Here is a 15,649-nt window from a genome sequence, read left to right on the forward strand (position 1 = left end):
TCGACAATACAACACGTAACAATGTGAGGAATGTCAAAAACGGGGTTTATCAACAGGCCCCAAGCTGTGGGCCACCCCGCGTTCGAGGGAAATGCGTACAAACTGACCGGATGTGTTGGGTGGGGGCCTTCAGTAACCATTGGCGGCAACAATCAGGTCTCGGTAACACATCAGGTTATGATCGGATTTCAAGTTACTAACAGCTGGGTCCGTACGCGGAGGATATATTGATGGATGAGCAAGAGGTGTCAAAGGCTGAATCTGAAGAAGCAACCTGGCGCGAAGTGAAGAAGTGGCAGGGACGAGCTGCCACACTCGTTGGGGTTGGGTTCTGCATAGGTTACATTGATATACGACACTTGCACTGGGAAATCCCAGCAACAGCTGAGTGGTTTTTTCACTCTGTACTCTTCAAGCCCATCCTCCTCCCCATTGTGTGGGTTCTGTTGGTGTTCACAGTGATGGGTTTCATCTGGCGTGCATACTGGTGTGCCCACAAAGGGGGCGTGCTTACAATTGAAAAGTATCTTGGATCTGTTGGCAGCATAGTGATGTTATACCCTTTTGCCGTCCTTATCCCCTTCATTGCCTTTTTCGAATTGCTGATGTTTGTGATTCCTTAAGGAATGGCAGGGGCGTGGGGCATGGATACGTATGTGTACTTCGGACTGGTATGTCTGGTCGGGAGGGAAGATTGTTTTAAGGTTTAATAATGACCATGATGACATAACCGAGATTGATGTCTATGGTCTTGGTGCGATAGCCCGGAGGATTCCAGACCGCTACCAAAAGGATTGTCTGCCAATCTGCAAATGCATAACCTCCTCGTGCTGAGTGGTACATCCTCCAGCTTCGCATTCCTTTCTCGAATCCAATCTTCAGATTCCTCATTTTGTCCCGCGATTCATCAATACAACCCCAGAATTTTGGCACGTTTAGCTGTGATTTTCAAACTATTTTCTAACCGCCTACTTCATCTAACTTCATGTAACTTGACGTAAGTTAACCTATGCTACTGCAGTGAAATACATACAATCTCAGGCCCCTCAATGATTTACGCCAAAATCCGCGCGGCGAATCCCTGCCTCTCCGCTTTATTATTTTCTAACCGATATTTCCCATTTATAGCATGTTTTCCGTATATCACCAGAAGCCCATGTTCACATAAGAATAGATACCAGTGGCGATAAGATGTTCTGTGAAATTGAACAAAAAAACAGCCACTCCTCGTGATGAGGAGTGGCTGTTTCAATCTACTCTATTCTATCTGTCCGCAGTTCCTAAGGACACGCCACCGGTGCAGGACCACCAGTGAACAAGTACGAAACCAGATAAGTCAGGTCGGCTATATTGATTTCACCATCGCCGTTTACGTCAGCCTCTTCCAGGCACGGAGGAGGTGGACCACCAGTGAACAGGTAGGCCACAAGGTAGGTCAGGTCGGCAATGTTGACATCTCCGATACCATCGACATTGCCGCGAATACCCTCACAGCAATCGTCACTACCACTGAATTGTGGTGTTTCGGGGACTTCGTTGGCTTCGACCGATTCAACAGCCGCATCGTGTGCCTCTCTCCATGTTGCGCCGGTTTTTAGCGCCTCAATGAAGGGATACTCATACTCACCATGAGCTTCGGCTCCTTGTTTGCCGTTGCCATAGGAATACTCGCCCGCCTTGCATGCGGTCCCGTGTTCCCCGACGCACCCTGAGAGGTCATCAATGAAACTGCCACTGAAGCACTGATCCATCTCCGCCCGACAGTTCTCCTTGGTCAAACCGGTACCTGGCGTGTTGACTAAACCACTAATCAGGTCAGCCAACTCGTCGTCGACTAATGACCCGCCTACGCCAAGTGAAATGATGTCATCGACACCAATCATACTGACTGTGCCGGTTCCATCAAGATCAGGTGGTGTCCAATCTGCGTCATTTTTATCGACGTAGCCGTCACCGTTGGTATCGGTGCCAACAAGTTCACCCTCTTCGAAGATACCGTCGCCATCGGCGTCATGATAAACAGTGATCGGAGGACCACCTCTGATTTCAATATCTCCGTCACCGTCGCCGTCAGTATCATAGGTCCCTGGTCCATCATTGTTGAACCTCAAGTCATTTTCGCTAATCCGATTGGCCTCGTCACCTCCAACACCGTCAACTTGGCCGCCGCACCACCCGTCACCAGTGGGATCGGGGGCTGTACCGGCAAATTTCTGGTTCGGGGAAGTATGATTGCCGCCGCCGTGGCTCGCGCTGTGGAACTGGAACTCAGTCTCTGCACAGCCACTGGCGATCATCTGCTGTTTGATATAATCGAAGGCCTTCTGGACATTGTCTTCAGTGGCAGGGAAGGCACCACCGCTGGTGAAGTTGCCTGCTCCGTCGGTCGTACCGGCTGGAGCGTCAAAGTCTCCCAGACAAGCCGCAGGACCTAAAACGACAATGTTATCCGGATCGACATTCTCATAGTTCTTTTTGTAATCGTACTTCTGGTTGATGTCATTTACAAAATCATCATCGCAGTAGCCGGTCACAAGTATCACAAATTTGCACTCATCGGGTACTTCCTTACCAAGCGATGGCGGCACCGCGCGATTGTCGGTTGGTGTGGAAGGTATCGGCGGGATAACGGCGCTAAGGAAGTTTACACTGTTGATCTTGACACTACCGATAAGGTAGTCCTCTGTCATCTGTCCCACTGCCGGCAATGTTGTTGCTGTACATATACCTTCGATTTCGACTTCCCTTCCGTGGTTGATATCGGGAACGCCGCCAAGATGATAATCAGGATCGGTTAGTTTCACGTGATGAGCCCAGAACACATCTGTTCTGATCTTGGGTGAAGTGGCGTCAGTCCAGAGTTCCAGCGTTGTGCCATCGGTCATCAGAACACCTTGAAGTACCACTCCTCCGGATTGTCCCTCCTCTAGACTTGAGTTCAGTCTTAAGATATCAAGCATATCACCGATAGTCACAACTACTTCGACCGTGTCCGGAGACGAAGGCGCATTCGAGTTGATAATCAGACGACCAGTCAGATCCACTTCGGTGCCGGGACTGTTGACGATGCCGCCCTGGTTAATGATGACTAACCCAGTCTCAGTATTGCCGAGGCCGCTCATCAACATCCCTGAGAATCCGCCTACACCCAACCACCCACCTGGTCCGTTATCTTCCTCGACGGAGATGGTGTAGTTGAGGATTGCATTACCGGTGTTCTCAATTGTCAACGTTGTATCTAACTGGGCACCGTGCTGTACCCACAGCGGCCAATCATATACGCACGGATCGACTACTATGACAGGTGACATTTCCGGCTCTACACAGGCCAGACGGAACCATTCGACATCAGCTTCCGCGAATTTTCCTTCCTGGAAGGGAAGACCTGGAGGACCGGATCGATCATCACTTTTCCAACCCGGAGCCGGCCAAAGACCATTGGTATATGCACCGGCGCTCTGATCGAGGATGTATTGGACGTCAAGATACCAATCTTCTGTGTAGTATCCCGAAGGGTCAATGACGGGAACACCGGTGAAATCTCCATAGAAGTCGGTGCCGAACTTGGTCATCGACGGCCAGTTTTCAGAGGCGCATGGTCCGCCCTCTCCTCCGACCGAATCACATCCGGGAGTATAGGTGTTGGTCAGGTTGCGAGCGAGGTCCCAGGTAAGTCCGTAATCATCGGACACACAGATCCATAGATCACCGTTAGCAGATCCAGTCGGCCAACCGGGACTGGACGGATCAGCGCAGTCATCAATAACACCGTTGGGGACATTGTTGAACTGGACAAAGAGGCAATATAGTTTGTAGTTGCACTCGGATATCGTCATCTTGGAGGCGTATAACATCCAGTAGCCGCCATCGCAATCGGGCTGTTGGTTCCACAAGAAAGGATGAACCGTGCGAATAAACGGGTTGTCTTCGGACCAATGAAAAATCTGGCCCGTGAGTTCGTATGGCGGACCGGCATCTTCGACCCACTCGCGCGAACCCCAGGCAACGTGAAAATCACTCTTCGAATCGATTAAGGCTGAAAGGTCAGTGTATGGCCGATACGGTCGGTCGCCGGTGTAGTTCTTTGTGATGTTCTGTCGAGGGTTCCAGTTATTGCCGTCGTTATACGAGATTTGATAGTATACATCGTTGTCCACCAGCGGGTTCGCCCCACCAAGGCCGGAACAAGTATCGCCGCCACCACACGGATCGGTAACGTCATGCTTCTGTGCAATCCACGTTATGGCGACTTTGCCGTAATCGTCAGCGGCAATGTCGTGACCCACAACGTATGCCGTATCCACACAATACGGGGGAAAGTCCCAGGTCGCGGTTGGGCTGGTAGGGGTGCCCACCAGGCGATAATAAGCCAGAGCCGCCGGGTCGCCGGGATCTGGTTCACCTTCCAGCGCGATAACATGCAAAAAAGTGTCGGTCGGTGTTTCTACGAGTCGGAACTTCGGCCAGCAGGCACCGTCCTCAGGGGGCGGAGGGGGAGTGACCGAACAGTAGGTTCCCAGCGCATTGGGAATCGAATCACGATAGGCAAAGTATGCGAAGCCGGGTGCGTAATCCAGAAAGAAGGTACTGTTGAAGTCACCACCGGATAGGTCCTTCAGATGTCCACCCAGCAAAGCCAGGTTCTCACCGGTGATATCAATGCCAACATAACCTCCATACTCACTAGCAGGGTGAGCATTAATCCCCCCAGAGAAAAGCAGGTTTCCTGCGCCAGCATCCCACGCCTCATATCGGTACGCACGCTCCGACAAGCAAGTGGGATCATAACCGGGAGCCCAGGTCCAGATGAAGTGCATCAGCATTTGCGACGGATCTGATGGCGTTATCCCGTAGTCGATCATCCGTCCCATTGAGCCGATCTGCTGCTGATCCCACCAGGTTGATCCGATCTTTAGTCCCACACCACGGCTGGAACCGCCAGATGAACCCAGCGCCTGATCACCTGCTTCGGCGGGGAAAGCGTATTGTTGAGAGTTGATGACCTTAGAGTCTACAACTCTGTCGTCATCCCGAACATCCCCGGCTGCTGCTGTGGTCACGATCAGACCGCAAAGCAACGCTGCCATAAGATACAACTTAGCGATTGTTCTCATTCTGTCTCTCCTTAATCCTCGCGTTTCATATGTTTAAATAATTGTCAGTCTCAATGTCAACCGTCTCAGAGATTACATGTCTACTTTTCGGGGGCACTGTTGCGCTGACATCACGGCAACGCCTATGTGTGAACTGTAGCATCCGAGAAGCAATTCAATAATGGTCGCGCAAAAAGAAGTAACAATAGCAGACTCCTGCCTTAATTTGTGTCTGCATCTACTGAATATGATAGCACCTGTGGCAGAACATGTCAAGTGCATATTGGCGATTGGTAGACAAGTACGAGGTGTTCCTCACGGCGTGTAGCAGCATACCACATCACTAAGAATGAACGCGGTTACCTTCCCGGACAGGTCGATAAACACCGTCTGCTTAATCATCTTGCCACAGCATTTATTGTTGACTCATTATTGTAATATCTTCCATCTTTAACAGCATGAAGGAATGTTATGCACAAAATCATCTTAAATCATTGGAGGCAATGTATGCTTCAGCTGTCGACGTTAGGGAAACCATGTGAACACTTCACTATATAGGAGCAAAGATATGAACCTGAAACTTATCCCGATTATCGTACTGTTGCTATGCCTGTCGGGTGGCTTCGTATTTGGATCCGTGGTCGGTAAGATCACCGGCGAGATCACAGACGCCGAATCCTACCAGCCGGTGATGGGTGCAACAGTATCGATACAAGAAACCGACATGGGAGCGGTGGCTGACCAGGATGGTATCTACACTGTCCGCAATGTTCCGGTAGGAACGTACACACTGGTGATCACGGCTATTGGTTACGCCACAGTGGAGATCGCCAATGTGGAGGTCTCTGCTGATCTGGCCAGTTATCACGACATGGCCATGAGTTCCGTAGTAACCGACATCGGTAAGACTATCAGAGTCACGGCCGAACGTCCCATGGTCATCAAGGACAAGACCACTACGGTCAGCATCATAAAACGTGATGAGATATTGGCATTGCCGACGCGTGGCGTGGAGCAACTGGTCGGTATCCAGAACAGTGTGGTGCGGGCGAACTCCGGCAACTTCACCGTTCGCAATCGCGGGCAGCGTCCAGGCGCCGAGTCGGCCCGATCGCAGGAATTGAACCTGCGCGGTGGCCGCCCGTCCGAAGTCGCTTATTACGTGGACGGCTTCTCGCAACAGGACCCGTTGACCGGAACCTCGACGACCAATCTCAGCAATAACGCTATCAAGGAAGTCTCCGTTACTTCCGGAGCCTTCTCAGCCGAGTATGGTCATGTCGCCTCCGGTATCGTTAACGTCGTTACCAACTCCGGAACCGACGAATACCACGGTAACATGGAAGTGCTGTCGGATAACGTCTTGAATGAGAATTACGATCAGAACTTCTACTCGGCCGATGTCGGAGGTCCCATCCCCGGATCGGATAAGGGCTACTTCTTCCTCTCCGGCGAGCGTACCTTCCTGGGCGACCGCAACCCATCGACGACAACCAAGGATATGCACGAGGTCTGGGGCCAGCCATTCGGATTGGACACGTTGTATTCCGATGATCCTCAACGGTTGCCCAGCAATAGCTTCAGTAGCTGGTCGTATCAGGGGAAGATCGACTATCATTTCAGCCCTAATACGAAGTTCCAACTTTCGGGCAACGGCTCGCAGACTTACTGGCGCCAGTACCGTCAGGAGTGGGCACTCAATCCCGCTCATGCACCTCGTTTCGAGGACAAAAACCTCGGCGTCAACGGCAAATTCACCCACACCCTGAATGCCAACACATTCTTCAACCTGAGTGGTTCTTACTTCAGTACCGAACGGATTCGCGGTGATGGTGTCGTTTTCGACGATTACGAGGCCTATGAGCGTAAGTACATCTGGGAGGACGGTGAGATTGATGATATCGTCAACCCGGAGTTCGGAGAATACGATCTGTTCTGGACGGATTTCGAGGACATCATTGTAGTGGCCAACCCGGACACGACCGGTTGGGATTACGCCGATTGGCTCGATACTGTTGTTGTGGACGAAGATACAACCTTCTCCAATCCCCAGGACAGTACCGTAATCACTTTCACTGACAGTGTTACAACCACCCAGTCACCTTACTGGGGCGGGTTTATCCATCGCAAGTCGTCCTATGTTGGCGTCAAAGGTGATCTGAACCTGCAGGCTGACGAACGCAACACGTTGAAGCTCGGCTTCGACTTCCAGCGACACATTTTGCGGTATTTCCGCAATCTCGATGCCACGCAGGGTTACTCGAAGCTCCGCGTCAACCGTTATGGTTTTGACAGTCTGGGTAACGTATCCGACGATGAGGGGATATTCAATGAAGCGAAACACCCCATCTTTCTTGGAATGTACGTTCAGGACCGGTTCGAATGGCGAGGCTTAGTGGTTAACGCCGGACTGCGTTTTGATTATTTCGACTACAGGACCCAGCGCGTCAAGGACACTCTCAATCCATATCAATTCGGCGTGGCCGACGTGCTCGATGAGGCTGACCTTGAGGACACTGAGAAGTTCTATCGAATGTCGCCTCGCTTGGGTGTCTCGTTCCCGGTATCGGATCGAACTCAGATGCACGTGAGCTTTGGCAAGTTTTTCCAACGTCCTGACTTGAACAAACTGTATGTGGGTCAGGACTTCTGGGAAGCACGGGTAACTGCCGGGTCATACTTTCCATTCCCCAGCCCCAGGCTGGAACCAGAGAAAACCACTCTCTACGAAGTGGGTATCACCCATCAGTTGGCCAACAACGTCGCCTTTAGTATCGACGCCTACTACAGAGATGTTCAAGACCTAACACAGATTCACACTTATGACAGCGTGCACTCAAGCATTCGCACCTATAGTGTTTTCGACAATATCGATTACGGTACGATCAAAGGCCTTGACTTCAATCTGGCCATGCGCCGTACGAACAAAATCCGCCTCGATCTGAAGTATACTCTCAGTTGGGCGACGGGAACCGGTTCGTACGCACAATCATCTTACGTAATCAACTGGTCCAACCCGACCGGCACGCCGAAGGTAACGGCGCCGCTCGATTACGACCAGCGGCACAACCTTACCGGCGTGTTTGATATGCGACTGGGTAAGCAGGAAGGTCCTCGGTTTGGAGACATCTTCCCGTTTGAGAACACCAATTTCAATGCCATCGTATACGCCGGCAGCGGAACTCCCTACACGCCGATGAGCATGTATGATGCGGCAGTAGAGTCGGCCGTTCGACCGGGTCCGGCGGCAGGTGTAAACACGGCGGATAACCCTTGGACCTTTAATATCGACGTCAAGCTGGAACGCAACTTCAAGGTCGGTAATTTCGACCTGGTTCCGTACATCTGGGTTAAGAACCTGCTTGATCGTGAAAACGTGATGGGCGTTTATGAAACCACAGGCCAGCCAGATGGGACCGGATACCTGGATACCGAGGTCGGCCTAACCAACATCGCCAACCAGGGCGAGGCCTATGTCGATGCGTACGAACTTAAACAACACAACGCAACCAACTACTCCAACCCGAGGATGGTGTTCTTTGGTTTGCGGGCGTCATTCTAAACGACGGAGATGTAGACAATGAAAACAAAACTGCTTACAATTCTGTTGATCTTCATTGTGGCATTGCCGCTCGTGGCGGCACCGCCATATAAGAGTAGAACGGAGCCTTCTTTGGCGGCAGTGGTTGATAACGCCACCTACATCAATGCCAACAAGATATTGATGTTCGTGACCAACCACGCCAATTTCTGCCGCGACCTTTCGGGCGTGTTCGGTCATGATGCAGGCACGTTCTATCCATACGTTGACAATGCCAGCATCGATGACGGATCGCTGGACGACTACATACTGTATGCCTCCGGTCTCTGGGTCGGTGGCCTTGTCAACAGCGAAATTCGGGTGGCCGTCGCCGAATACTCCGATGAGTACGTCCCGGGTCCGATGGACCAGTTCGTGAGTGTTTCAGGCGACGATACAACCTGGACCTTCAATCCGGGATTCGGCACTGACCCTGCCTACAAGGTCTACAAGCTGTATTCCGATAGTATGACAGACAATCCCAATGCCGACTGGACGAACTGGCCGGCGGGGGATGGCGCCCCGGTGAACGACCAGGACGAGCCCGACATGATCGGCGACCAGATGCTCTGGGCAGTCTATAATGATGCCAACCCGGATGCACACGACAACGGCAGCGGCGAAACCGATCCGCTGGGCATCGAGATTCGTCAGACCACCTGGGCGTTCGATCGTGAGGACGCGCTCGGCGAGATCATCTTCATCCGCTTCCAGGTTTTCAACAAGGGTGGTAACACCATTGAAGACTGCCATTTTTCACTCTGGTGCGATCCTGATCTGGGTGAATACACCGACGACCTGGTAGGGTGTTTCGTTGACGAGTCAATGGGATATGTTTATAACTCCGACAACGACGACGCCAATCACTATGGCGCCACACCTCCTGCTGTCGGTTATGATTTCTTCCAGGGACCGTTGATGTTCACTGGAGACGACAATGACGTGGCTAAGATGTGGGGTACCACATGGCCAGGCTATGTCAACATGGGGATGACGTCGTTCAATAAGTATATCAACGGCACGGACCCCAACGACTTCAATGAGACCTTCAACTACATGCGAGGTCTGGACGCCAACGGGGACCCGTATGAGTACGACGGCGTAGTCACCAAGTACATGCATGCCGGCGATCCAACTGCCGGTACCGGTGACATCGACTATGACCCGGCCGACCGACGCTGGATGCAGACGACCGGTCCAATCACTTTTGAACCCGGCGACTCGACCGAATTTGTTGCCGCAATTGTGGTCGGACGAGCGATTGACCGTCTGACGTCGATCTCGCTGATGAAGTTCAATGACCGGTTTGCACAGATCGCCTACGATGCCGACTTTGTGCTGCCGTCTCCCCCGGCGTCTCCGATTGTGAACGCCAGCTTCAAGAATGAAGGTGTTTCTCTCAGTTGGACTGACACATGTGAGACAGATCATGGTACCTATCCGTTTGAAGGCTATATCATATGGCAAGGTGCGACATCGACCGGACCGTGGACTCAGGTAGCGGCCTTTGATCTTGTTAACAGCATCGTCAACGTTTTCGACGAGGTGTTTGACCCAGTCACTGCGGTACCGGAGATTCGCCTGGTCAAGAACGGTGGTGATCTGGGTGTAAAACACCATATCTTTATAGAACAAGACCACGTCCTGGGTGGCCCTCTTCGTAACATCACCAAATACCACTACAAGGTCGAAGCTTACACGGTGGACCAAAGCCAGGACTGGGGGTTTAAGACACTTACATCAGCCACTACTGTTTCTGTGATACCACAGCGACCGGTAGCGGACGAGGAATATAGTGTTTTCTTTGGCGACACACTGGCTTATGATCATTCCGCTGGAACCGCGGACGGTTTTATCGTACCGCTCGTGATCGACCACTATGCACTCACAGGACACGCATATAAGGTGGGCATTCAGGTCATTGACGGAACTACATACTGGCATCTCATTGACACCGATCTTAATGACACCGTCCTCATAGACCAGACGAATATCAGCGGTGATGATGATTATGTCATTGTCGACGGGATGTTGGTGAAAACGTCTGGACCTGCTCCGGGTGTGAAGCCTGGAGACATGTTTGCCTCCGACGATGAAACAACTTGGGGTTGGGATATTCCAAACGGCACCCGTCGATTTACCTGGGGTAACGCAGACGGGTTCGGTTGGGAAGGTTTCCGCGGTGCTCTCGGCTGGGGTGGTCCTGGTGACGGAAACGGATTCGGCACTGCCGACCCGATACCTCCAGAGAATCTACCAAACGTTCTGCTTAAGCTAGCACCAGTTGCAGCAGACGGTACTTTCGACCCGAGTCATGAGAACGTTTCCTACGCCTATCGTTATCTTCGTGGCCCCGGACCGCCGGCCCAGCCTGAATTCGAGCCCTACATTGTCGATCCGGATCCTCCGGGCGGCAGCTACGGTTTTCAGGACTTTGAAAAGAGCATGCCGCTTTCCGCTTGGAACATGGATATCGATCCACCACAGAGGCTGGCTGTCGGCTACCTCGAAAACAACGCTGTCAACGGTTTGGTTGACGGACAATACTGGCCCGGTATGCACACCGAGTACGATAATGTCGCCGGTGATGGTCCCCGCGAATGGCTATGGATTTACCTGGACGAATATCAGGAAACTCCAAAAGCTGAATACCAGTTGAACGCCATTGATGATCCCATGCCGGTCATGTACTGGGCCACCTGGAACAGACATGGCACCAGCGGTACGGTATTCGAAGATGGGGATGAGTTTGCTATCTATCCCAACAGGGTGCTTACTGCAGCAGACGAGTTCACGTTTGATACCGATATAATAACCGCGTCCACGGCAGAAGATGTTTTGGACAACATCACGGTATCGCCGAATCCGTTCTATCTGTATGGACCGTATGATCCGGCGATTGGTAACTACCAGATAATGTTCCAGAACCTGCCGACTGAGTGCATAATCACTATCTACAACCTGGCCGGTGAGTTCGTATACGAGATCGATAAGGATGACCCAACTACCAGCACAGCCAGTTGGGGCGCCAACACGGCCAACGGTCTGCCGGTTGCTTCCGGTATCTACCTGTGGGTAGTTGACGCTCCAGATATAGGCCAGAAGGTCGGCAAGATAGCGGTCTTCACGGAAGTAGAACTCCTGCAGACTTATTAGGCGAAAGGATAAGAACTAATGAAAACAAAATACGTTATTCTAGCACTGGTCCTCCTCGCCGTAAGTATCAGCCCCGTGTACGCGGGGAACTCGTTGCGGATGGGTACGGCTGGAGCTTCAGAGTTATTGATACCGATCGGCTCGCGTGGAACGGCCATGGGCGGCTCGATAGTTGCCAACGTGTCCGGTGTGGAGTCCATCTTTTGGAACCCGGCCGGGCTGGCCTCAATTGAGGGTACCGATGTAATGTTCACCCATCAGCCGTACCTGGCCAATATCGACGTCAACTTCGGCGGCGTGGGTACCTACATCGAAGGTTTCGGAGTCCTCGGCATCTCGGCCAAGGTCGTCTCGATCGGTGAGATGGAAGAAACCACCAAGGAACAGCCGGAAGGAACAGGACGGATGTTCTCGCCCAGCCTGGCTACCATTGGTGTGACCTATGCCAAGGTACTGACAACTAATGTTTCGTTCGGTGCGACAGCCATGTTCCTCAACGAGGACATTTTTGAAGTCCGTGCGACCGGCCTTGCCTTTGACGTTGGCTTTATTTATGACCCACATTGGAAAGGCTTCTCCGTTGGTCTGGCAATCAAGAACTACGGCCCCACGATGAAGTTCTCAGGACAAGGTTTTCTGAGCAATGTCGATGGTCGTTCACAGGCGGCGGAATCCAGAGAATTCGAGCTGCCCAGCTCGATCAACATGGGTATGGCCTACAACATGTATGACCAGGACCAACATCTGGCTACCGTCACCGGCAACTTCCGCTCCAACAACTTCTCCGAGGACTACTATCAGAGTGGTTTTGAGTATGTCTACGACGGCAAGTACTCACTCCGCGCCGGTTATAACTACGCCGACCAGGACCACTGGATGTACGGTGCGTCACTGGGTGCAGGCCTCATGTTTGAACTCGGCGACACTGATCTGAGCCTTGAGTACTGCTGGACCCAAACTGAGGTGTTCGACGCCAATCAGTATTGGACACTGAAAGCCAGCTTCTAAGAATCACAGCCTTTGTGAAACAAAGCCGGGTGCTTAGAGCACCCGGCTTTTTCTATTTCGGACATGCAGGATATTGTCTTCAGATAATGGTGAACATATGATGCCTGCGAAAAACACCAGAAATGGTACATTCTCTGCCGCCCTTTTTCTTCGCCGAATGGGGAGCTTTTCGCTCCCCGTCTACATTTACACCACTTCCATCATTTCCACTTCGAAGATTAAAGTCTTACCGGCTAGCGGATGATTGGCATCCAGGGTAATCTTGTCATCTTCAATCTTGACGATCGTCACCGGCATATTCTGGCCGTCGGGTCTTTGCATAGCCAGCTGTAGACCGACTTCGGGCGTGATATCATCCGGAAAATCAGATTTGTTGGCCTCCATGCTCAAATCATCACGGCGAACACCATAGGCCTCTTCGGGTGAAATGGTGATCGTCTTTTTCTCTCCGACCTCCATACCGACCAGACCCTTTTCAAAGCCAGGGATAACGGCATTGGTGCCAAGTTTGACTTCCAGAGGATCGCGATCCTTGGAGCTGTCGAATATCGTGCCATCTTCTAGTTTGCCTGTGTAGTGTACTTTGATATTGTTTCCATCGGCTGCAAAACTCATGGGAACCTCCAATTCCTCAATGTAAGTACGCTCTGATTCGCTACCTGAGAGGACCGAAATCCATAGTCAGCTAGAGAATCGCTCGGGTGATGAATCCACCCAATCTTAGTTTGGCACATATTATGGCAGTACCTGCTACCTGTGCAAGCGGAATCTGTACTGATATAGCAGAGGCGGTCTACATCCATAGAGGTTGACATAGACGACGGTGATGTATCCCCCATCATGAGAGGGAAGCGGAGCCCCAAAAAGAGTCAATATTCTTCTGCAACCTATGCAACGAATCAACGTATCTATTTGGCATGAGTAATGTTATGTCATGATATGATTGGTATATACTACTTGAGGTCGTGTATGAAAATAGTCAAAGCCCTTTCAATTGCCGTTACCACTGCTATTCTAACCGCTGGCTCCGTGTTGGGTGTGACAGTCGCTGAGATCAGAGATTTGTCATTCGACGATCTGGAATCAGTAGGATTCACTCTCAAGAAGGGGGCCGAGATCAATATTGATGCCCTCGGAATCCGTGTGCCCCTGTCTCGGGATCTCGTTGCGTACGCCTGGATTATCGACTCGGACAGCCGTGAGCTTGTCTGGGAGATGCGCAGTAGCCGTACAGATCGTTATCGCGGTAGCAAAGTACTTCGCGGGCAGGAAGACGTCGAGTTTCTCGATGCCGGTAGCTACGAACTTTACTTCAGTGTCAAGAATAAGACCGGATGGTCGGGCAGAAAGAAGGTCGGGTTTTTTGACATGCTCGGAATCATCTTTGACGGTGATTATGATGACGAAATCTCCCGACGCGATGTCGGAGAATGTTATGTGGAGCTGACCTCTGACGAGTTATCTGCTTCCGACATCGATGAGTTTCGTCCCGACGGTGGTTTCCCCGATGCTCTTGTTCGTCACAATCAGTTGGGTGATTCGGAGTACCTCACAACCGGTTTTTCTCTGAGTAAATCGATGAATTTACGGATCTATGCCTTGATTGAGTTTCCCGAGTCTAACAAAACACCTGTTGACTATGCATGGATCATAGATGCCGACACCCACAAGAAGGTCTGGCAGATCGACCGCTGGGATCTTGAACACGCCGGTGGAGGCGACAAGAACCAGTTATATGACGACGAAGTCATGCTTGAAAAGGGAACCTACGTCCTTCACATGGTCTCTGATGATTCTCATTCCTGGGAAGAGTTCAATGTTAACCCACCCTACGATCCGCTTAACTGGGGACTGACCGTTCTTCCCGGCAAGAATTTCGACAAGTCCGCTTTTGAGATCGTCGAGATCCCCGGACGCGGTGAACCCCTGATCGAATTCACTCGCGTGCGCGATAATCGTTACTACGAACAGTCCTTCAAATTGAGCCAAGTAACAGATCTACAGGTATATGCGATTGGTGAGATGGATCACGGCGGTAGAGATTTTGTCGATTATGGTACGATCATGGAAGCTGGCACAGGGCAGGTTGCTTGGGAAATGACCCACCGAAACACCGAACACGCCGGGGGAGCGCCCAAGAACATGATGTTCGACGGAGTAATCACGCTGGAGCCGGGTACTTATACAGCTTACTACGTTACGGATGGTTCCCACTCTTCTCGTCGCTGGAATGCTTCCGCCCCGTTTGATGCTGACGCCTATGGGCTGTCTATTTATGCTGAGGGCAAGGGTACGCCAAAGGGATTTGAGCTTGTAGACGAGAAAGACCTCTGGGAGGGCACTGACATTCTGGCTCGCATTACGCGGGTAGGTGATAATGAACACCGTCGTGCCCGGTTCGAATTGAAAGAAGATACTCAGGTGCAAATCTATGCCCTGGGTGAAGGCAGCAGTGGACGTATGTATGACTACGCGTACATTGTCGATCTGGACAGTGGGCGAGATATCTGGGAGATGACCTGGCGGCGTACCGACCACGCTGGCGGGGCCGACAAGAACCGGCTCTTCGATGACGAGATATTGCTGCGGAAAGGGGAGTACGAGGTGGTTTATGTTTCTGATGATTCCCATTCATTTGGTGACTGGAACTCCTCTCCACCACGGGATGCCGTCAATTGGGGTGTTACACTTTCCCTGGCTGACTGACAAGCCGACCATCTGAGTAGTATGACGCGGGCCGGGAGCATTCCCGACCCGCGTGATTGGTCATTGTACAAAGTCTGTAATTGTGTCATTCCCGTGTAAACGGGAA

General features: G+C 51.7%; 8 protein-coding genes. 5 read left to right on the forward strand and 3 right to left on the reverse strand.

Going from position 1 to position 15,649, the window contains the following annotated elements:
• Positions 1-230: 230 nt before the first annotated feature.
• Positions 231-623: a hypothetical protein gene (locus KOO62_13450; protein MBU8934986.1), complete on the forward strand. Its 393-nt coding sequence runs from the start codon at positions 231-233 to the stop codon at positions 621-623.
• A 76-nt stretch (positions 624-699) separates the two neighbouring features.
• Here KOO62_13450 and KOO62_13455 read toward each other — a convergent pair whose 3' ends face one another.
• Both KOO62_13455 and KOO62_13460 read right to left on the reverse strand, forming a co-directional pair.
• Entirely contained in the window at positions 700-891 is a 192-nt protein-coding gene (locus tag KOO62_13455; protein MBU8934987.1) for a hypothetical protein, read from the reverse strand.
• Between the two features lie 389 nt (positions 892-1,280).
• Positions 1,281-5,114: a dockerin type I repeat-containing protein gene (locus tag KOO62_13460; GenBank protein ID MBU8934988.1), complete on the reverse strand. Its 3,834-nt coding sequence runs from the start codon at positions 5,112-5,114 to the stop codon at positions 1,281-1,283.
• Positions 5,115-5,661: 547 nt separating this feature from the next.
• Between KOO62_13460 and KOO62_13465 the strand changes: the two genes are divergently transcribed.
• Genes KOO62_13465 through KOO62_13475 form a run of 3 tightly spaced genes read left to right on the forward strand, consistent with a single transcriptional unit; the run spans position 5,662 to position 12,837 of the window.
• Positions 5,662-8,655, forward strand: coding sequence for a TonB-dependent receptor (locus KOO62_13465; protein ID MBU8934989.1), 2,994 nt, complete (start codon positions 5,662-5,664; stop codon positions 8,653-8,655).
• Between the two features lie 18 nt (positions 8,656-8,673).
• Positions 8,674-11,829: a hypothetical protein gene (locus KOO62_13470; protein ID MBU8934990.1), complete on the forward strand. Its 3,156-nt coding sequence runs from the start codon at positions 8,674-8,676 to the stop codon at positions 11,827-11,829.
• A gap of 18 nt (positions 11,830-11,847) precedes the next feature.
• Positions 11,848-12,837, forward strand: coding sequence for a PorV/PorQ family protein (locus KOO62_13475; protein ID MBU8934991.1), 990 nt, complete (start codon positions 11,848-11,850; stop codon positions 12,835-12,837).
• A gap of 186 nt (positions 12,838-13,023) precedes the next feature.
• On the opposite strand, the gene KOO62_13480 is transcribed toward KOO62_13475, so the two are convergent.
• Positions 13,024-13,452 carry a peptidylprolyl isomerase gene (locus tag KOO62_13480; protein ID MBU8934992.1) on the reverse strand — a complete coding sequence of 143 codons (429 nt, stop codon included), beginning with the start codon at positions 13,450-13,452 and terminating at the stop codon, positions 13,024-13,026.
• A 354-nt stretch (positions 13,453-13,806) separates the two neighbouring features.
• Between KOO62_13480 and KOO62_13485 the strand changes: the two genes are divergently transcribed.
• Positions 13,807-15,543, forward strand: coding sequence for a hypothetical protein (locus KOO62_13485; GenBank protein ID MBU8934993.1), 1,737 nt, complete (start codon positions 13,807-13,809; stop codon positions 15,541-15,543).
• Positions 15,544-15,649: the final 106 nt, after the last annotated feature.

The sequence above is a fragment of the Candidatus Zixiibacteriota bacterium genome (assembly GCA_019038695.1).
Taxonomy (GTDB): domain Bacteria; phylum Zixibacteria; class MSB-5A5; order GN15; family FEB-12; genus B120-G9.